Source organism: Streptomyces sp. NPDC058880, assembly GCF_042742535.1.
Taxonomy (GTDB): Bacteria; Actinomycetota; Actinomycetes; order Streptomycetales; family Streptomycetaceae; genus Streptomyces.
The window spans coordinates 1-19710 of sequence record NZ_JBHYMC010000023.1 but is presented as its reverse complement, the minus strand read 5'-3'; the positions used below and the strand labels follow the sequence as shown (position 1 = coordinate 19710).

13 protein-coding genes are annotated in these 19710 nt (G+C 71.5%); 2 read left to right on the top strand and 11 right to left on the bottom strand.

The genetic code is table 11. From position 1 onward, the window contains the following. Positions 1-141: 141 nt before the first annotated feature. The 6 genes from ACFW2G_RS15895 to nrdR form a co-directional block, all read right to left on the bottom strand. On the bottom strand, positions 142-1854 hold the full coding sequence (locus ACFW2G_RS15895) for a DUF4173 domain-containing protein (protein WP_384581511.1): 1713 nt from the start codon (positions 1852-1854) through the stop codon (positions 142-144). A 237-nt stretch (positions 1855-2091) separates the two neighbouring features. Continuing rightward, entirely contained in the window at positions 2092-3006 is a 915-nt protein-coding gene (locus ACFW2G_RS15890) for an ADP-ribosylglycohydrolase family protein (RefSeq protein ID WP_037929783.1), read from the bottom strand. Positions 3007-3017: 11 nt separating this feature from the next. After that, on the bottom strand, positions 3018-3677 hold the full coding sequence (locus ACFW2G_RS15885; protein WP_384448316.1) for a histidine phosphatase family protein: 660 nt from the start codon (positions 3675-3677) through the stop codon (positions 3018-3020). Between the two features lie 72 nt (positions 3678-3749). Continuing rightward, the gene (locus ACFW2G_RS15880; RefSeq protein WP_063838155.1) at positions 3750-4355 is read right to left on the bottom strand and encodes a YdbC family protein; all 606 of its coding nucleotides are present in this window, start codon (positions 4353-4355) and stop codon (positions 3750-3752) included. A gap of 392 nt (positions 4356-4747) precedes the next feature. After that, positions 4748-7639 carry a vitamin B12-dependent ribonucleotide reductase gene (locus ACFW2G_RS15875; RefSeq protein WP_384448313.1) on the bottom strand — a complete coding sequence of 964 codons (2892 nt, stop codon included), beginning with the start codon at positions 7637-7639 and terminating at the stop codon, positions 4748-4750. Positions 7640-7784: 145 nt separating this feature from the next. Further along, positions 7785-8297 carry a transcriptional regulator NrdR gene (nrdR, locus tag ACFW2G_RS15870; protein ID WP_030838121.1) on the bottom strand — a complete coding sequence of 171 codons (513 nt, stop codon included), beginning with the start codon at positions 8295-8297 and terminating at the stop codon, positions 7785-7787. A gap of 469 nt (positions 8298-8766) precedes the next feature. Here nrdR and lexA point away from each other — a divergent pair, with 469 nt between their 5' ends. Further along, on the top strand, positions 8767-9561 hold the full coding sequence (lexA, locus tag ACFW2G_RS15865; protein ID WP_037929793.1) for a transcriptional repressor LexA: 795 nt from the start codon (positions 8767-8769) through the stop codon (positions 9559-9561). Between the two features lie 103 nt (positions 9562-9664). Here lexA and ACFW2G_RS15860 read toward each other — a convergent pair whose 3' ends face one another. The 5 genes from ACFW2G_RS15860 to ACFW2G_RS15840 all read right to left on the bottom strand — a co-directional run bounded on the left by ACFW2G_RS15860 (position 9665) and on the right by ACFW2G_RS15840 (position 18086). Further along, positions 9665-11635, bottom strand: coding sequence for an ATP-dependent DNA helicase (locus tag ACFW2G_RS15860; protein ID WP_037929796.1), 1971 nt, complete (start codon positions 11633-11635; stop codon positions 9665-9667). Between the two features lie 53 nt (positions 11636-11688). Continuing rightward, positions 11689-13575: an IucA/IucC family protein gene (locus ACFW2G_RS15855; RefSeq protein ID WP_384581509.1), complete on the bottom strand. Its 1887-nt coding sequence runs from the start codon at positions 13573-13575 to the stop codon at positions 11689-11691. A 95-nt stretch (positions 13576-13670) separates the two neighbouring features. After that, the gene (locus ACFW2G_RS15850) at positions 13671-14378 is read right to left on the bottom strand and encodes a GNAT family N-acetyltransferase (RefSeq protein WP_078557146.1); all 708 of its coding nucleotides are present in this window, start codon (positions 14376-14378) and stop codon (positions 13671-13673) included. 33 nt (positions 14379-14411) lie between these two features. After that, on the bottom strand, positions 14412-16748 hold the full coding sequence (locus ACFW2G_RS15845; RefSeq protein WP_384581507.1) for an IucA/IucC family protein: 2337 nt from the start codon (positions 16746-16748) through the stop codon (positions 14412-14414). Between the two features lie 21 nt (positions 16749-16769). After that, positions 16770-18086, bottom strand: a complete 1317-nt coding sequence (locus ACFW2G_RS15840; RefSeq protein WP_384581632.1) for a diaminobutyrate--2-oxoglutarate transaminase family protein — start codon at positions 18084-18086, stop codon at positions 16770-16772. 300 nt (positions 18087-18386) lie between these two features. Here ACFW2G_RS15840 and ACFW2G_RS15835 point away from each other — a divergent pair, with 300 nt between their 5' ends. Continuing rightward, positions 18387-19556 (top strand): trypsin-like serine peptidase, encoded by a 1170-nt coding sequence (locus ACFW2G_RS15835; RefSeq protein ID WP_384581505.1) that lies wholly within the window; start codon positions 18387-18389, stop codon positions 19554-19556. Positions 19557-19710 lie beyond the last annotated feature (154 nt).

Below are 19710 nucleotides of genomic sequence, written 5' to 3'. Positions count from 1 at the left end.
CTTGTGGTGGGCTCGTTTTTGTTTATACGCCCCCGGCCGGGCCGGGGGGCGTTATTGTCCCGCCCCCCGGGGGGGGGGGCGGGGGGCGCCCCCCGCCCCCGACCCGATCGGCGGGAGTCCTGCTACTCGCCCCGTGACCGCCTAGTGCTCGACCCGGCTGCCGAAGGCGCCCAGGCGCGAGCAGACCTCGTACGAAGCGGTCACCGGACGCTCGCGCAGGATCTGCCGGGCCCGGTACTCCCCCAGGCTCATCGCGTACCAGGGCACGTCGCCGGCCCTGGACAGGTCGTCGTTGATCCCGCGCAGGGCGCAGGACCGACGGGGCTCGGGCAGCCGGTCCAGGGCGGGGACGGCATCCGCGGACAGGGACTGGAAGTAGGCCAGGTCGATCTTCTGGTCCGTCTCGAAGCGGGCCACGTTCCGCTCGGCGACCATTCCATCCGGGGACAGCAGGCCGAAGACCATGACCGCCGCGGCGGCGCCGGCCGCGACCGCGCGGGGCAGCCAGCGCGCACCGAACAGCCCGGCCGCCATGATCAGCACGATGACCAGCCCGAGCCAAAGCTCCATCGCAGCCACCGAGACGCGCAGCCTGGTCAGCCCGTAGGCGTCCACGTAGAGGTCCATGCGGCGCAGCGCGGCCGCGACCACGACGAGGGTCAGCGCGCACAGGATTCCGAGGACGACCCGGACCGTGCGCCGGTCGCCTGCCCCGGAGCGCGGGGCCCAGCGCAGGGCGAGGGCGATCACCGCGAGGGTGAGCAGGGTGGCCCAGAGCAACTGCCAGAATCCCTGGCGGGCGTATTCCGCGTAGGTGAGGCCGGTGCTCTCCAGGACCTGGTCGTAGCCGCCGAAGAGCACGGCCAGCTGGACCGCGTTGAACCCGGCGAAGAGCAGGTTGAGCACGACGAGCGGAAGAGCCCACTCGACCCGGGAACGCGGCCTGCCGGGGGCCACCCTGATCCGGTCCCAGCGCAGCGGGGCTGCCGCGGTACGGGCAGCCGCGATCGCGGTCACCGCGCCGAGGACGAAGAGCATGAGCCGGATGGGCCCGTCCTCGACCGACACGTCGGGTATCAGGCCGCCCAGGAGATCGGCGAAGGCCGCGTCGGCGGAGGCGAACAGGGCACCGAAGAGCACGAGCAGGGCCACGGCCACGGCGGCCGCCTTGGCGACCGGCAGCCAGCGGTCCTTGCCGATCCCTCCGCGCGAGCGCAGCCCCTTCGCGACCCAGGCGATGCCGGACACGGTGGAGTCGGCGAAGCCGAGCGGGCTGAGGAAGACCCCGGGCCAGGTGCGGCTGCCGTGCAGGGCGAGTGCACCCAGCAGCAGGGCGGCCAGGATCGCGAGCGTGGACGGCCAGGCGGAATCGCGCAGCGCGGGTACCGCCAGGAGCGCGAGACAGCCGATCACCCAGGCCAGCGTCCAGGGCCGGGCCCTACGACCGGCCACCCGGGCGGCGGTGTATGCGGCAACGGCGGCGGGCACCACCGCGAGCAGCAGACCGGGGCCCATGCCATCGCCCAGGAGGATCGCGGCGGCGAGGCCGCCGACGAGGACGCAGGCCAAGGTCGCGGTCCGGACGGGGGCGGCTTCGGCGGGGCGCACCACCGTGGCCCAGGACGGCTTCGCGGGCGGATTCGCGGGCGGCGGCCCCCAGGGCCGCGGCTGCTGCTGGTGCCGGTGCGGCTGCCAGCCCGGCAGGACGGCCGGTGCGCCCGGCCGGGACCCGGCCGGGCCGGCGGGCGGATTGCCCTCCGGAGCCGGCTGCGCGGGCGAATCCCCTTTCGGGAGCTCCGCGTTGGCCGCCGCCTCGGGCCGGGCTTCGTCAGCCCCGCCGGTGTTCTCTGACATCGGGTCCCCTCCCCGGTCGGCCGCCCGGGCGTTCAGGTCGGGGCGGCGGTGTCGACAGGGTAGGCAGCCCGCCAGCAGTTTTGAACAGGATCAAAAGTATGCTGTGGCAGGACCGTGACAATCAGAAGGAGGCCGTCACCCCTGCCCGGAAGCCCGCGGCCACCTACCGCCCGGCAGAGGCCACCCGCCGTGAGCCGCCCGCCGTGAGCGGCCCGACACGAGCGCGTATCCGAGCGGCTACGCCGCCGTCTGCGGCAGCCAGGCCGGCAGCACTTCGGTGCGCGCCAGCCAGTCGGCCGGCAGCACCGCGTCCCCGCGCGCACCCAGCACCCCGCCCACGATCGCGCAGGTCGTGTCGACGTCCCCGCCCACCTGCGCAGTGGTCCAGAAGGCCCGCTCGTAGTCGTCCAGCGCCCGCGCCGCCGACCACAGGGCGAAGGGCACGGTGTCGTGGGCACTGGTCCGCCGTCCGCAGCCCAGCACGGCGGCGACGGTGGTCGCGTCGCCGTAGTCCAGCATGTCCCGGGCGCGCCGCAGCCCGGCACCGACCGCGCTGCGCGGCACGAGGGCGATCACCCCGTCGAGCAGATCGGCAGCCTTCGGCGGGGCATCCGTACCGGCGGCCAGCGCGGCCGCCGCGGCGACGGCCATCGCCCCGCACACGGCCTCACGGTGCTGATGCGTCGTGTAGGCGGAGATCTCCGCCTGATGGGTCGCCTGCTCCGGGTCGTCGGCGTACCAGGCGCCCAACGGAGCGATCCGCATGGCGGCGCCGTTCCCCCACGAACCCTGCCCGTTGAACAGTTCGGCGGCCAGCGTGCGCCAGTCCTCGCCCTCCCTCACCAGCCGAAGCATCCGGTTCACCGCCGGCCCGTAGCCGCGGTCGAAGTCGTGGTGGTGCGCGAAGGAACTCGCGAGCGCGTCCTGGTCGACCCGCCCGTGCGCGGCCAGCACGGCCACCACCGAGCAGGCCATCTCGGTGTCGTCGGTCCACTGCCACGTCTCCGTGCCGGAGGGCAGCTCGCGCCGCTTGAGCAGCGGGTAGTTCACGGGGACGAAGTACTGGGAGCCGAGGGCGTCACCCAGCGCCAGCCCGCGGAGGCTGGCCATGGCGCGTGCGTAGCGCCGTTCGGGAGTGGAGTCAGGCGTCATCGCGGGTCACTCTAGCCGTCCAGGTCATAAGGCTCCGGTGTGGTCCACCGCTCAAACGGGCGGTCCATCCGGTACCGGCCGTCGGGCCCCAGCAGGAGCATCCGGAAATCGCCGTTCCCCGGATTGGACAGGGCCTCGAATTCGGCCACCGACCAGTGGAACCAGCGCATGCAAAACAGCCGCATCGTCAGCCCGTGCGTCACCAGCAGCACGTTTTGGGGATGGTCGGGGGCCTCGAAGCTGCGGTAGAGGCTCTCCAGGAAGGACCCGACCCGGTCGTACACGTCCGCACCCGACTCGCCCTGCGCGAAGCGGTAGAAGAAGTGCCCGTACGCGTCCCGGTACGCCTTCTGGAGCCGTACGTCCTCCCGGTCCTGCCAGTTGCCCCAGTCCTGCTCGCGCAGCCTCGGCTCCTCCCGCACCCGGACCCGTGTGGGGTCGAGCCCGAGTTCCCGGAAGGTCTGCAGGGTCCGCCGGTAGGGGGAGACGTACGCGCTGATGGTCTCGTCACCGAAGATCTCGCGCAGCCGGACGCCGGCCGCCGCGGCCTGCTCACGGCCCATACGGGTGAGCCTCAGGGCGTGGTCGGGTTCCCTCTCGTACACCGTGTCGTCGGCGTTCCCCTCCGATTCCCCGTGCCGGACAAGGACGATGCGCCGTGGTCGAACCATCCCATGACCCTATTCGGCCACGGCCGGGCCGTCCGACCGGGCACGCCGGTCGGCCCGGCGCTCGTCATACGGTCACACCGTCCAGGACGGCTCGAGGTCGACGACATCACCGGTGAGGGCTTCGACATCGGCCTGGATCTGGGCACGCAGGGACAGCCTCTCCACCCGCTCCTGCCGGTACTTTCCGTGTTCGGCAGCGGCGTGCCACATGGAGAGCACGAGGAACTCCCGGCCGGGAGCCTCACCGAAGAGGCCTCGGACCATGCCGGGCGAACCCGCCATGGCCGGATTCCACACCTTCTCCTGCATGAGGGCGAAGTGGTCGACCCGGCCCTCGCGGACCCGGGTGTGCGCCACCCGGACAACGTCGGCATCGGTGAAGCGCGGCTCGAAGCCGGTCTTCACGTCGAAGCGGTGGTCGAAGAGGGTGACCCGCAGATCGGTGTAGGTGCCGTGCTGCGCGGCGGCCAGCCTGTCGTGCGAGCGCGCCATAAAGGAGTCGTAGAAGGAACGGCTCTCCCAGAACGCGAAGACATGCGCCACCCCCTGCCGGCCCCTGCTCCAGCCGCCGCCCTGCCCCCGGAATCCCGGCTCGCCCGGCAGCCCCGCCCATTTTCGCTGCCCCCGCTCGAACCCGCGTCGGTCCGTCACCGTGCAGCGAATCCACTTGACCAGCACTGCGCCATCGTACGGGCCGGGCCCGGCCTCGGTCAGTCCCCGGCGAAGTACATCCCCGACAGTTCCTCCGCATCCCCGACCAGACGCTCGACATCCGAACTCCTGGTCGAGCACGGTGTGCTCCACGGGACGGCTGCGCGGGGTCGGGTCGCGCAGCAGGCACGGCCGTGGGCGGGTCGCCACCTGGTGCACTGCGGGCAACGCGGGGACGTCCGGCCGGGGTTCCCCCGCCGCCGCGGGATCCTCCGGAAGCCGGGCCCCAGCCGGAGGGGAGCGCACACGGCCGACGTGCGAAGGGGACCGGCCGATGGCCGGCCCCCTTCGTGGACCGCGGGCGGCTACGGGCGCGGACTACGTCCGGCGCCGCCTGCGGGCCGCCGCCGCGCCCGGTGTCAGCTGCAGCCGCTGGTGGAGCCGCAGCCCTCGCAGATGTAGCAGGAGCCGGCCCGCTGCATCTTCGTACCGCAGGAGAAGCAGAGCGGGGCGTCCGCCGAGACACCGAGCTGCATCTCGACCAGTTCGGCGCTGCTGTGGGCGGCCTTGCGCTCCGGGGCCGGGACGGCGACGGGGGCGGGCTTCGGGGCCGAGGGCACAGCGGCGAGCGGGGCCGACTGGGCCAGCGACTCAGTGTCCAGCTCCTCCTCGAGCGGCTCGTAGGAGCCCGTCTCCAGGTGGCGCTGGCGCTCGTCGGCCGTGTGGATGCCGAGCGCGGAGCGGGTTTCGAAGGGCAGGAAGTCCAGTGCCAGACGACGGAAGATGTAGTCGACGATCGACTGCGCCATCCGCACGTCCGGGTCGTCCGTCATGCCGGCCGGCTCGAAGCGCATGTTGGTGAACTTCGAGACGTAGGTCTCCAGCGGCACGCCGTACTGGAGGCCGACGGAGACGGCGATCGAGAAGGCGTCCATCATGCCCGCGAGGGTCGAGCCCTGCTTGGACATCTTCAGGAAGACCTCGCCCAGGCCGTCGTCCGGGTAGGAGTTCGCGGTCATGTAGCCCTCGGCGCCGCCGACCGTGAAGGAGGTGGTGATGCCGGGGCGGCCCTTGGGGAGGCGCTTGCGGACGGGACGGTACTCGATGACCTTCTCGACGGCGGCGCGGATGGTCTCCTCCGTCTTGGCGGTGACCTCCTCCTTCTCCTCTTCCTTCTTCTTGGCGGAGAGGGGCTGGCCGACCTTGCAGTTGTCGCGGTAGATCGCGAGCGCCTTGACGCCGAGCTTCCACGCCTCGAAGTAGATCTCCTCGATCTCCTCGACGGTCGCCGACTCCGGCATGTTGACCGTCTTCGAGATCGCGCCGGAGATCCAGGGCTGGATCGCGGCCATCATGCGGACGTGGCCCATCGGGGAGATGGCCCGCTCGCCCATCGCGCAGTCGAAGACCTCGTAGTGCTCGGTCTTCAGGCCCGGGGCGTCGACGACGTTGCCGTGCTCGGCGATGTGGGCGACGATCGCCTCGATCTGCTCCTCCTGGTAGCCCAGGCGGCGCAGGGCCTGCGGGACGGTGCCGTTGACGATCTGCATCGAGCCGCCGCCGACGAGCTTCTTGAACTTGACCAGGGCCAGGTCCGGCTCGACACCGGTGGTGTCGCAGGACATCGCGAGGCCGATGGTGCCGGTCGGCGCGAGGACGGAGGCCTGGGAGTTGCGGAAGCCGTTCTTCTCGCCGAGGCGCAGGACGTCCTGCCAGGCCTCGGTGGCCGCGGCCCAGATCGAGTTGTCCAGGTCCTCGGTGCGCGGCGCGACGGCGTTGGCGTCGGCGTGCTGCTTCATGACGCGCTTGTGCGCCTCGGCGTTGCGGGCGTAGCCGTCGTACGGGCCGACGATGGCGGCCAGCTCGGCGGAGCGCTTGTAGGCGGTGCCGGTCATCAGCGAGGTGATCGACGCGGCCAGGGTGCGGCCGCCGTTCGAGTCGTACGCGTGGCCGGTGGCCATCAGCAGGGCGCCGAGGTTGGCGTAGCCGATGCCCAGCTGGCGGAAGGCGCGGGTGTTCTCGCCGATCTTCTGCGTCGGGAAGTCCGCGAAGCAGATGGAGATGTCCATCGCGGTGATGACGAGCTCGACGACCCTGGCGAAGCGCTCGGCGTCGAAGGACTGGTTGCCCTTGCCGTCGTCGTTAAGGAACTTCATCAGGTTGAGGGAGGCGAGGTTGCAGGACGTGTTGTCCAGGTGCATGTACTCGCTGCAGGGGTTGGACGCGGTGATCCGGCCGGACTCGGGGCAGGTGTGCCAGTTGTTGATCACACCGTCGTACTGGATGCCCGGGTCGGCGCAGGCCCATGCGGCCTCGGCGAGCTTGCGGAAGAGCGCCTTGGCGTCGACCTTTTCGATGACCTCACCGGTCATACGGGCCCGCAGGCCGAACTCGGTGCCGTTCTCGACGGCCGTCATGAACTCGTCGTTCACACGGACGGAGTTGTTGGCGTTCTGGTACTGGACGGACGTGATGTCGTCGCCGCCCAGGTCCATGTCGAAGCCAGCGTCGCGCAGGGCGCGGATCTTCTCCTCCTCCTTCACCTTGGTCTCGATGAAGGCCTCGACGTCCGGGTGGTCCACGTCCAGGACGACCATCTTGGCCGCGCGGCGAGTGGCGCCGCCCGACTTGATCGTTCCCGCGGACGCGTCGGCGCCGCGCATGAAGGAGACCGGGCCGGAGGCGTTGCCGCCGGAAGAGAGGAGCTCCTTGGAGGAGCGGATGCGGGAGAGGTTCAGGCCGGCGCCCGAGCCGCCCTTGAAGATCATGCCCTCTTCCTTGTACCAGTCGAGGATCGACTCCATGGAGTCGTCGACGGCCAGGATGAAGCAGGCGGAGACCTGCTGGGGCTGAGGTGTTCCGACGTTGAACCACACCGGGGAGTTGAAGCTGAAGATCTGGTGCAGCAGGGCGTAGGTCAGCTCGTGCTCGAAGATCTCCACGTCGGCGGGCGACGAGAAGTAGCCGTGGTCCTCGCCGGCCTTCGTGTACGTCTTCACGATCCGGTCGATCAGCTGCTTCAGACCGGTTTCGCGCTGCGGGGTGCCCACCGCGCCGCGGAAGTACTTGCTGGTGACGATGTTGACCGCGTTCACCGACCAGAAGTCGGGGAACTCGACGCCGCGCTGCTCGAAGTTGACCGAGCCGTCGCGCCAGTTGGTCATGACGACGTCACGGCGCTCCCAGTTCACCTCGTCGTAAGGGTGCACGCCCGGGGTGGTGTGGATGCGCTCGATACGCAGGCCGCCCTTAGCAGCCTTGGTTCCCTTGGCGCGGGAACCACGTGCCGAGCTGCTCGCCGTCTCTGTCATGCCGCTGCCTCCCATATGCGGGCAAAAACGCCCTAAAGTGCCAGCGATATTCCGCGGCACAATGCTGTGTCTGTGTGTCTACGTCTCTTGGCACGGCCGACCGGCCGCGACCCGGTGTACGAGCACCGCGTCGCGGGCAGCCCGGTCAGTCGGCGGCGGAGGCGGGCACGGGGACCGGAGCGGTCCCGCCGTGCTCGCACTCTTCGGGGTGAGGCCGCGGCTCGCGCAGTTCCGCGATGGCGGTCTCGAAGTCTTCGAGGGTGTCGAACGCTTTATAGACGGACGCGAACCGAAGGTACGCGACCAGGTCGAGCTCCTGCAGCGGGCCGAGTATGGCCAGACCCACGTCATGGGTGGTCAGCTCGGCACTGCCGGTGGCGCGCACCGCCTCCTCAACCCGCTGGCCGAGCTTGGCGAGGGCGTCTTCGGTGACCGGTCGCCCCTGGCACGCCTTGCGCACGCCGGAGATGACCTTGGTACGACTGAAGGGTTCGGTCACCCCGCTGCGCTTGATCACCATCAGCGAGGCCGTCTCCACCGTCGTGAAGCGACGGGAGCAGTCGGGGCACTGACGGCGCCGGCGAATCGACGTGCCGTCGTCCGTGGTGCGGCTGTCGACGACGCGGCTGTCGGGGTGCCTGCAGAAGGGGCAGTGCATGGTTCCCTCACCCTCCTTCTCGGCACGACTGAATCACCCCATGGAGCCCCAGACCGACGGAGACGGACTCTGCCGGGGGCTCGCGGAGCAGGCACCAGCATATGCGATCCCAGGAGCCTCAGCGGAACCAGGGACCACAACTTCTGGGTGGCCGCGCCCATCCAACCACTAGATCTTGGGTTGCGACGGATTTAGACACCCCTGCGTGTCGCGACGTCCGATAGCCGGATACGAGGCCCCCCGGTGCCACACTGGGCACACGACCGAACGGCGGCGACCCGACCGGGAAGGGTACCGTAAGCAGCGGATCCCGAGTCGAACCCGCGTTCGTCGATCCGATCGCCTATACACCCCACCATGTGCCCACGCAGGCCGATCTGCGATTTTTCACTCGAACGTGTGTTTGGCGCAACCTTTCGAAAGCAACTACCGTTGTCCAGCTAGGGAGAACATTTCGAGAGGGGCCGACGTGACCACCACCGCAGACAGTGCCGCCATCACTGCCCAGAACCGCTCCCAGAACCGACTCGAGCCGGTGCATGCCATGAACGACGCAAACCTGAACCCGGAGACGGACGCCGCGGTGCGCCCCGCGCGCTCGCTGCCAGGTCGACCTCCAGGCATTCGCGCCGACAGCTCCGGGCTCACGGACCGGCAGCGGCGGGTCATCGAAGTCATTCGCGACTCCGTGCAGCGCCGTGGTTACCCGCCGTCGATGCGGGAGATCGGCCAGGCGGTCGGCCTGTCCAGCACGTCGTCGGTGGCCCACCAGCTGATGGCCCTGGAGCGCAAGGGCTTCTTGCGCCGCGACCCGCACCGGCCCCGGGCCTACGAGGTGCGCGGCTCCGACCAGCCCAGCTCGCAGCCCACGGACACCACCGGCAAGCCCGCCGCCTCCTATGTTCCCCTGGTCGGCCGGATCGCGGCCGGCGGCCCGATCCTCGCCGAGGAGTCGGTCGAGGACGTGTTCCCGCTCCCCCGCCAGCTCGTCGGTGACGGGGAGCTCTTCGTCCTCAAGGTCGTCGGCGACTCGATGATCGAGGCAGCCATCTGTGACGGCGACTGGGTCACGGTCCGCCGACAGCCCGTCGCGGAGAACGGCGACATCGTCGCCGCGATGCTGGACGGCGAGGCCACCGTCAAGCGCTTCAAGCGCGAGGACGGCCACGTGTGGCTCCTCCCGCACAACGCCGCCTACCAGCCGATTCCCGGCGACGAGGCGACCATCCTCGGCAAGGTCGTCGCGGTTCTGCGCCGGGTCTGACCCCGCCGCTCCCTAGCCAGCCCCCGGGACCCACTGCGCCGGTCCCGGGGGCTGTCCGTGTCTTCGGCGCCTCCCCGCGGGTGCTCTTCCCCGCGGGCCTTCCCTACGCGCCGTCGGCCTGCGCCGACGCGTCGATCGCCGCCAGCGAGCGGCGGACCTGGTTGCGGTCCGTGGTGTACCAGAAGTCCGGCAGCGTGGCCCGCAGGAAGCTTCCGTACCGGGCCGTGGCCAGGCGGGGGTCCAGGACCGCGACGACACCCCGGTCTCCCGAAGCCCGGACGAGCCGGCCCGCACCCTGGGCCATCAGAAGGGCGGCGTGCGTGGCGGCGACGGCCATGAATCCGTTGCCCCCGTGCTCCTCCACCGACTTCTGGCGGGCGCTCATCAGCGGGTCGTCGGGACGCGGGAAGGGAATCCGGTCCATGACCACCAGCTGGCAGCTGGGGCCGGGCACGTCCACGCCCTGCCACAGGGACAGCGTCCCGAACAGGCAGGTCTTCGGGTCGGCGGCGAAGGTCTTGATCAGCTCGCCCAGCGTCTCCTCGCCCTGAAGCAGAATCGGGTTGTCGAGTCGGCCGCGGAGCTCCTCGGCGGCCGCCTTGGCGCCGCGCATGGAGGAGAACAGCCCGAGGGTCCGGCCGCCCGCCGCCTCGATCAGCTCGGCGAGCTCGTCCATCATGTCGCCGCGGGTGCCCTCACGGCCCGGCGTGGCCAGGTGCTTGGCGACGTAGAGGATGCCCTGTTTCGGGTAGTCGAAGGGTGAGCCGACGTCCAGGCCCTTCCACAGGGGCACGTCGTCTCCCTCGACCCCCTCCGGCGAAAGCCCCAGGGACGCGGCCACACCGTTGAAGTCGCCGCCGATCTTCAAAGTGGCGGAGGTCAGCACCACCGAACGGTCCTCGAAGAGCTTCTCCCGCAGCAGCCCGGACACCGACAGCGGGGCGACGCGGAGGGTGGCGCCGAAGCGGTCGTGCCGCTCGTACCAGACGACGTCGTACTCGGATCCGTTCGTGATCCGCTCCGCCACGGCGTGAATGTTCTCCACCGCCGCCAGGGCCTGCTTGCGGACCGCATCCTCGTCGTGGACGGACTTGTCACGGGTGGCGCCCATGGCCGAGATCACGTTGCGCGCGGCATCCCGCAGGGACATCAGGGCGTAGCCGAGGTCCTCGGGGATCTCTTCCAGTCGGCCCGGGAGCGCCAGCTCCATGACGCGCTCGAAGGTTTCGGAGGCGGTCTGCAGACCGTCCGCGATCTTCTCGTCGACCAGCTTCGCGGAGCGCTTCACGGCACGGTTGACCTGGCCGGGGGTGAGCTCGCCGGTGGCGACTCCGGTCACCCGGGAAACCAGCTCGTGCGCCTCGTCGACGATCAGCACCTCATGCTGCGGCAGCACCGGAGCGCCCTCGATGGCATCGATGGCGAGCAGCGCGTGGTTGGTGACGACCACATCCGCGAGCTTGGCCCGCTCGCGCGCGGCCTCGGCGAAACACTCGGCCCCGTAGGCGCATTTCGTCGCGCCCAGGCACTCGCGGGAGGAGACGGAGATCTGCGACCAGGCCTTGTCCGAGACACCCGGTGTCAGGTCGTCGCGGTCGCCGGTCTCCGTCTCGTCGGCCCAGTCCCGCAGCCGCAGCAGGTCCTTGCCGAGCTTGCTCGTGGGAGCGGCGGCCTCGAACTGGTCGAAGAGCCCCTCCTCCTCGTCCTGCGGGGCACCTTCGTGCAGGCGGTGCAGGCACAGGTAGTTCGACCGGCCCTTGAGCATGGCGAACTGGGGTCGGCGGCGCAGCTGCGGATGCAGTGCGTCCACCGTCCGGGGCAGGTCACGCTCGACGAGCTGCCGCTGGAGGGCCAGAGTCGCGGTGGCCACGACCACACGCTCGCCGTGGGCCAGGGCCGGCACCAGGTAGCCGAGCGACTTACCGGTGCCGGTACCCGCCTGGATGAGCCGGTGGGAGTTGTCGTCGATCGCTTCGGCGACGGCTTCGGCCATGGCCACCTGGCCGGGGCGCTCCGTACCGCCGACGGCGGAGACGGCGGCGTGCAGCAGGTCGGGGAGAGAGGGCTTCGTCATAGCACTGCCACCCTACGGGGCCCCGCTGACAGCATGCGCACACCGGCGGGGATTCACGGCCCGTGGAGGGGGTTGGGCACGGTCCCGTATTGCACGGCGTGCGGGCGGTCGGGGCGGTCTCGGTAGCCGTCCTCGTACAGCCGGTTCCTGTTCAGGCACAGCCTGGCGATGCGCTCGCCGAGCAGGTCGAAGAGCTCGAAGCGGTCCTTGAGCTCGGGGAACCGGGCCTGATGGCGCAGAATCTCGGCCCGTGCGAGCGACCAGAATGCGTCCTCGGGGACGCCGAGGCGATCCTCGCAGAGCGCAGACAGGTAGCGGAAGACTCCGATGAACAGCCCGGAGTGGATGAACTGCGGCAGGAAGTCGGCGGGCTCGGTGAGCAGGACGGCCCGGACCTCGGCGGGTACGGAGGCCAGCTCGGGCAGCGGCTCGTCGCTGATGTTGACGTCGTCCACGAAGTCCTTCACGGCGAGCCGGACCGGGACATCGTGCTCATCGAAGATCACGACGGCGTTCTCGCCGTGCGGGGAGAAGACCGTGCCGTAGCGGTAGAGGAAGTGGAGCAGCGGCGGCAGGACGGCCGCGAAGAGCCGCTGCAGCCATGCGGCGGGCGTCAGACCGGAGCGGGCGACGAGCTCGGCGGTGAACGACCGGCCGCAGGGGTCGGTGTGCAGCAGTGACGCGAGCGTACGGGCGCGCTCCCCGGCCGCGAGGAGACCGGTCAGGGGCTCGCGCCAGATCGCGCCGAGGAGTTCCTTGTACTGGTACGGCACCTCGGGGAGCAGTTCGTACACGGGGTGGCGGACGGTGACGGAGGCGACTTCACCGAGCAGGATCACGCGGCACTCGTCGCGCAGGAAGGGGTCGGCGTCGCGGAGGGAGTGGATCCAGGCGGTGACGGCGGGGGCCGCGAGGGCGAGGTCCGAGGGCAGTCCGCGCCAGACCATGGTGTTGAAGACGGACAGCGGCAGTTTCACGCTGTGCCGATCGGGGCGGGTGAGGTTGAGGAAGGTGCGGATCGACTGCTGAGGCAGGCGGACGTCCGGGTCGGCGGGGAGGGGGACGAGATCCCCGGAGGCGAGTGCCGGGGCGAAGAGGGGAACGACCACCTCGTCCCACTGCCAGGGGTGCACGGGGAAGTAGAGGTAACGCAGCGGGTCGAGGCCGCGGTCGCGGAGGGCCTGGTCGAAGGCCGCTCGGGTGGCCGGGTCGAGCTCTGCGGAGTAGAGGCGCGCGGGGTCCTCCAAGCCGCCGGTTCCGCGGTAGGCGGCAAGCGAGGTGTGGGCGGCGAGCCAGGGCAGGCGCTGGTGGCTGCGTGCCTCGGGGGCCCAGGCTGCGGTGTCGGAGGCGGACAGCCCGATACGGCCCTTGTTGAGGACGAGCCAGGGGTGGCCGGTCTGGTGGCCTTCGAGGGCCGCGTAGTCGAGGTCGGCGAGGACGTCGGCGGTGAGGGCGGTGTGGTCGATCCGTGCGTCCGCGGCGAGGGTGGCGCTGAGTTCGCGGACGAGGTGGCCGAGGGTGGCTCCGTCAAGTCCGAGGAGGGTGCGGGCGCGGACGAGGAAGGCGTACGGGTCCCCGAAGGAGACCGGCGCGGGCGGGGCGGGCGGAGGTGGTCCGAGGGTGATGGTGTCCGGATCGACGTGCCAACTGCCGTACGAGCGGCGGCGGGCCCGGAAACCGAGACTGCTGCCGTCGTCGAGGGTCACGGTCCAGGCATCACCGGCGACGGCCGGGACGGGGACGGGGACGGGGACGGGGACGGGGACGGGGACGGGGCGGATGATCTCCTCGTAGGCGAATTCGGCGAGCATCTTGGCGAGGAGCCTGCGGGCGGCGGACTCCCAGGTCGGGCGGGTGAGTTCAGGTGGTGTGCAGGGGTGCTGGGGCGACGGTGGCAGGATCTTTTCCGTCGGGCCGGGGGCTGCTGGGAAGTTCGGCACGTGACTCCTCGCAGATCGGGAACTTTGCTGCGCGACGCGGAGTTTTCGAAGGGAGAGGTGCGGAGCGACGGCGGTCGCGGCGTGCGGGGCAGTGATCAGAGGAGATTGCGCAGCGCCCGCTCCCGGATCATCAGGGCGGCGCGCTTCTCGGGGAGGTCGATTTCCGCGTGGCAGCGGAAGCCCGAGCCGAGGAAGGCCGATACGGAGGGGGTGTTGCGGATGTCCGGTTCCGCGACGACGCGTGTGCAGCGGGGACGGTTGCCGAGGACCAGGTCGGCGACGCCTCGCAGCAGTGCCGTGCCCAGCCCGCGGCCGCGGTTCGTACCGTCTCCGATGAGCAGGTGGATACCCGTGTCGTGGGGGCGCGCCGGATAATGGCGGGAGAGCGGGTCGAGGTCGGCCCGGTAGATCTCCCAGTAGCTCATCGGCACGCCGTCGAGAACGCCGAGGCAGGGGATGCTCCGGCCGTCGCCGTCGAGCTGGGCCCGCAGGTGGGCCGCGGTAACCGCGGCGGGGCCGGCGAGCTCCCAGTAGGCGTTCACCTCAGGGTCGTTCATCCAGCCGGTGAGGAGCTCCAGGTCTCGTCCCGGCCGTACGGGTTCCAGGCGGAAGGTCCCGGCCCGGGTGGTGACGCTGCCCCAGGTGGCGGGTGAATCGAGCAGGTCGGCCTCGGCGAGCAGGGGCAGCAGGCCTGCGTTGCGGCACGGTACGGCGGTGTGCTGGACGGCGCCGAGGGCGTAGACGGCGTCAGGGGCGTCGAGACCGGGTCCGGCGTAATCGGCGGCGGTGTCCGTGAGGCTCATCGGGGGCTCTCCTCCGCGTCGGGCGCCGACGCGTCAAGGGTGAAGGGGGTTGGTGATGGTGACGTAGACGGACTGGGTGTCGACGGGGCCGACGAGCTCGTCGAGGCCACCCAGGCGGGTGAGCAGGTTCGCCTTGCAGCGCAGGGTGGGCGAGTCAAGCAGCCGGGTGGGGAGCGGGCCGAGGCCCGCGGCCTTGGCGAGGAAACGGCGGAAGGCGGCGAGGAGGACGCGTTCGTCGGCGAGGCGCTGGGAGCCGAAGGCACCGATCAGGCCCAGCACGTTGTTGATGCCGAGGTAGTAGGCGAAACGTTCGTCGGTGACGGGGTCCGGGACAAAGGTGTCGCTGCGGGTGCCGATTCCGGGGAGCCGTTGCTCCAGTTCGGTCCGGCGGGACTCGCGGAAGTAGTAGCCCTGGTTGTCCCGGTAGCGGCCACCGGTCGGCCATCCTGCCGGGTCGAGAAGGACCAGGGTGTTCTGCTGGTGCGCTTCGAGGGCGATGCCGGCGAGGGCGTCGAAGGCGAGGACCGGCAGGACCACGTGGTCGAGGTAGCGCAGGAACCACTCGGCGGCGACGGCCGTGGTGGTGTGTCCGGTGGCGGAGGCGAGACCGGAGACGATCTCGGCGAGCCGGGAGCGCATGGTGGTCCGGCCGGGCCGCGGTCGGGGAGAGGTGAGTGCGGCGACGCAGGCGGCGTCGTCGCCCGGGCGGAAGGGGTTGTGGCGCAGCAGGGCGTCGAGACCGGGGACGGGGGTGCCGTCCGGGGCGTCCACGGCCACCCAGGCCGGGTCGCGGACGATGTCGAAGCCCGGGTGGGCGGCCTGCCACTGCTCGGCGAGGCCGGTGCGGAGCAGCCGGTGTACCTCGACGCCCCGGTGGAGTTCCTTGCGGAGGTTCTCGCGGCGGGAGTTGGTGATGCGCAGACCCAGGGAGAGCTTGAGCATCGCGGGGGCGCCGGGCCGGTGGACGGTGCGGACGGAGGAGGTCGGGTACCAGGCCTCCCCCTGGGGACCCAGGTCGTGCAGGAGTCCGGCGTCACGCAGGGCGGTGACGGATGGGCGTTGGAGGAGGTCGCGGGCCTGCCAGGGGTGCAGGGGAAGGGGGGTGGTGCCGTCGGGCAGCGACAGTCCGGGGGCGAGCCGGCCGATGAGCTGCGGAGCGGAGACGGGGCGGCCGCGCTCGGTCCAGGCTGATTCGGTGGCGAGGGCGGAGTGCTCGACCGCGAACCAGTGCAGGGGGAAGGAGCCGTGGAGTTCGGGTGAGTAGCGGGGAGCCTCGGTCTCGGAGAGTCCTTCGCGGCTCTTGGGGTCGGGCTGGAGGGGGTGGCCAAGGAGGAGTGACTGTTCGGCGGTGAGGAAGCGGTCCGCGCCGGCGGGGGCCGGGGCGGTGGGGCGTTCTCGCCGGTCGGCGATGAACTCGGCGGTACGGCGCACCGAGTCGGCGACCCGGCCGACGAGGTCGGCGCTGCCTCGGCCGTCGACCGCACCCTCGCGGGCGATGAGCGCGGCCAGGGTGACGGCGTCCAGGCACGGCGCGGTGATGGGTGTGCCTTCGAGACGGGCCGGGCCGAAGCGGTGCCAGCCGGTGTGGGACCAGTGGCGGACAGCGACCAGCACGGCGGTGCCGGATGCGGGAAGGGGGATGCGCAGGGGGCTCCCGGCGGGTGCGTCAGGGCGGCGCAGGCCGGACTCTCGGATCCAGCAGCGGAGCAGGTTCTCCACCGCCGCGGCCTCGGCGGCGAGGGCCGGTTCGGGGTGGTCCAGGGGGTCGGGTCCGGCGGTGGGCTCCGGCCGGACGAAGCCCGGCCGGCCGGTGCGGGCGCGGGGCGTGCCGTCCTTCTGCCGGGGCACCGTGGTCGCCGCCCCGGCGTCGGCTGCGCCCTGCTCCGGGGGCGGCCCGCCCGGAGCGGCCTCCCGCGCCAGGGCGTACCCGGCCGTGCTCCTGCCGGCGTGGGCCCCGGTGGCGGAGCGGTGTGCGGGGGACGGCTCGACCGAGGAGATGTGCGGTTCGGCCCTGCCCGGCACCGCGTCGGGAGTTGGGGCGTTCCCGGTGCTGATGCGGGGCCCGGCGTCGGCGGGCGCGGCCTGCGCGCTGGTGGCCGGTGGACGCGCGGCCGGCGTGGCGGGCAGCTGCGGCAGCGCGGGGTCCCGTACGGCTTCGACGTCCGCCGCCGGCGCGGGGTCGACCACCGGCGAGGGCTGTGCCGGGGCGTCGGCTCCGCGTCCGGGGAGGGACGACGCCGTGCGGGCTCGGTCGGGCAGCGGCTGCGGGTGGTCCGGCTCGCCCACGGCGGCGGGCACGGAAGCGGCGGAAGCCGGGTCTTGCGGATGGGGGCCGGACTGCATCGGGGTGGGCTGGTACGGCTCTGGCATCACGGATCCTCGGGGTGCGGGTCAGCGGGGCCGGCGGGCGGCGGCCGGGATGGCGTCGGCGAGGCGATCGAGGACCGCTGCGGCCTGCTCGTCGGTCAGGGTCAGCGGCGGGAGCAGCCGGACCACGGCCCCGTGGCGGCCTCCGAGTTCGACGATCAGACCGCGTTCCAGGCACTCCTGGCGGACGGCCGCTGCGAGGGCCGGTGCGGCGGCTCCGGTGTCGGGGTCGACCAGTTCGAGGCCGATCATGAGGCCCCGGCCCCGGACGTCCCCGATGCAGGGGTGCCCGGAGGCCAGACCGCGCAGGGCCGCCAGCATCCGGTCGCCGAGAGCGGCGGCGCGTTCGGCGAGCCGGTTCTCGCGGACGAAGGCGAGCGTGGCCGTACCGGCGGCCATAGCGAGCTGGTTGCCGCGGAAGGTGCCGGCGTGGGCACCCGGGGTCCAGATGTCCAGGCCTGATCGGTACACGATCACCGCGAGGGGCAGGCTGCCACCGATCGCCTTGGACAGGACCATCACGTCGGGCACCACCCCTGCGTGGCCCACGCCCCAGAAGGCGCCGGTGCGGCCCACGCCGGTCTGGACCTCGTCGGCGATGAGGGGGATCCCCCGCGATGCGGTGATCTCGCGCATGCGGCGCAGCCAGCCGTCCGGGGCCGGGTTGACCCCGCCCTCGCCCTGCACGGGTTCGACGATCAGGCCCGCGGGCAGCGGGACGCCGCCCTTGGGGTCGTCGAGCAGGTTCTCCGTCCAGCGCGCGGCCAGTTCGGCTCCCTCGGCGCCTCCGACGCCGAACGGGCAGCGGAAGTCCTGCGGGTAGGGAAGCCTGGTCACCCGGGGCTCGGAAGCGCCTCCCGAGGCGTCCAGGGCGCCGGCGGTCATGCCGTGGTAGGCACCGGTGAAGGCGAGGAGTCCGGAGCGCCCGGTCGCGGTGCGCACCAGTTTGAGGGCGGCTTCCACCGCGTCCGTACCGGCGGGCCCGCAGAACTGGATGCGTGCGTCGGCTGCCAGTTCGGGCGGCAGGTTGGCGAACAGCTCCGTGGTGAAGGCGTCCTTGACCGGTGTCGCGAGGTCCAGCACGTGAAGTGGTGCGCCCGAGTCGAGGACTGCGCGGACCGCTTCGAGCACCACCGGGTGGTTGTGTCCGAGCGCAAGGGTGCCGGCACCGGAGAGGCAGTCCAGGTAACGGCGGCCGTCGGCGCCCTCGATGGTCAGACCGCGGGCCCGCACCGGGACGATCGGCAGAGACCGGGCGTAGGTCCGGGCGGCTGACTCGCGCTGCGCCTGCCTGCGCAGAATGCCGTCCTGACCTGCTGCGCGGCTGCCCTGCGGCGGCACTTCGGAGCTCCCCTGCGGCGGGGTCCGTGTCGCTGCCGCCGCCCCGGCCTGCTCGGTGAAAGCCACGCGCACCGCTCCTCCCGCACTGACTGCACTTTCGGATTGCCCTTCGAACACCAACGCTCCCCCCGTCCCCCGTACGTACCAACGACGGTGACGGCGACGGATCACGGGTGGACTCAAGATCCTTGTCATGAAGTGAGCATCAGGAACCATCGACCCGGGCTGGGTCGTCCAAGGCGGCAGCGGCATAGTGGGGGGCTCCACTCCACGCCTCGAACCTCCAGGGGGACGAACGACATGCGACCGAACCGACCGGTCACCGCGACACTGTGCGCGGCCGCCCTCGTGCTGACCGCCGCAGCCTGCGGTCCCGGCGACGGGGAGGCCGGCGGCGACGCCAAGCCGACCGTGGCGGCGAGCCTTCCGGCCGCGGACGGGATCAAGATCCCGGACCAGCTCAAGGAGAAGCTCAGGGAGCGCGGCATCGACGTGGAGAAGTGGAAGGGGGGTGAGTGGAAGAACTGGAAGAAGGACGACTGGCTTCGCGAGGCGGGCGACTACATCAACCCGATCATCGAGGACCTCTGGGACCCGGACCGGATGCGCGACGCCGAGCAGCCGCAGCGTCCGTCCGTCGACCCGGACGCGGGCAAGGACCAGGGCGTCACCGACCCGACCCCGGCGCCGGTGGCGGCCAAGCCGGCCAGCGCGCCCTACCACGCCAGCGTTCCGGAGTCCGGCAAGGTCTTCTTCGACGGACCCGAGGGCTCGATGGTGTGCTCGGCGACCGTGGTCAAGGATCCGGCGCACCCCGGCAAGTCGAACCTGGTCTGGACGGCGGGCCACTGCGTGCACGCGGGCAAGGCGGGCGGCTGGTACCGCAACATCGCGTTCGTCCCGTCCTACAACAACGCGGGCAAGCCGTCGGCGCAGCTCAAGGGCGCGCCGCGTGAGCAGGTGGCCCCGTACGGCGTGTGGTGGAGCGACTGGGCCCAGACGTCCGACCAGTGGATCGCCACGGGCGGTCCGACCGGCGGCGCGGGGGCTCCGTACGACTTCGCCGTACTGCACGTGACGCCCGAGAGGGGGAGCGGCAAGTCCCTGGAGGAGACTGTCGGTTCGGCGCTCCCGGTCGAGTTCGCCGCGCCCGCCGTGCCGAAGGTCGCGGGCATCACGGCGACGGGTTACCCGGCGGCGGCCCCGTTCGACGGCCAGAAGGCCTTCCAATGCACGGACAGGCCGGGCCGGCTGACCCTGAAGGCGAACGAGCCGGTGATGTACCGCATCGGCTGCACGATGACCGGCGGCGCCTCCGGCGGCGGTTGGGTCGCGGCGGGCGCGGACGGGCGGCCGGCGCTGGTGTCGAACACCTCGATCGGCCCGGCCAAGGCGGGCTGGCTGGCCGGACCGCGGCTCGGCCCGGAGGCGAAGGGCATCTTCGACGCGGTGAGCCGCAAGTTCAAGTAGCCCCTGCCCGGGAGCACCGGCCCCGGAGCGGGAACGAACGGGTGAGGGCCCCTGCACGTCTTGGGTTCAAGGGGTCGTCGCAACACCACTTGGTTTCAGGTGGTGAGTAGATCACGTAGACGCTCGGCTGGGGTATCCCAGTCGAGCGTCTTGC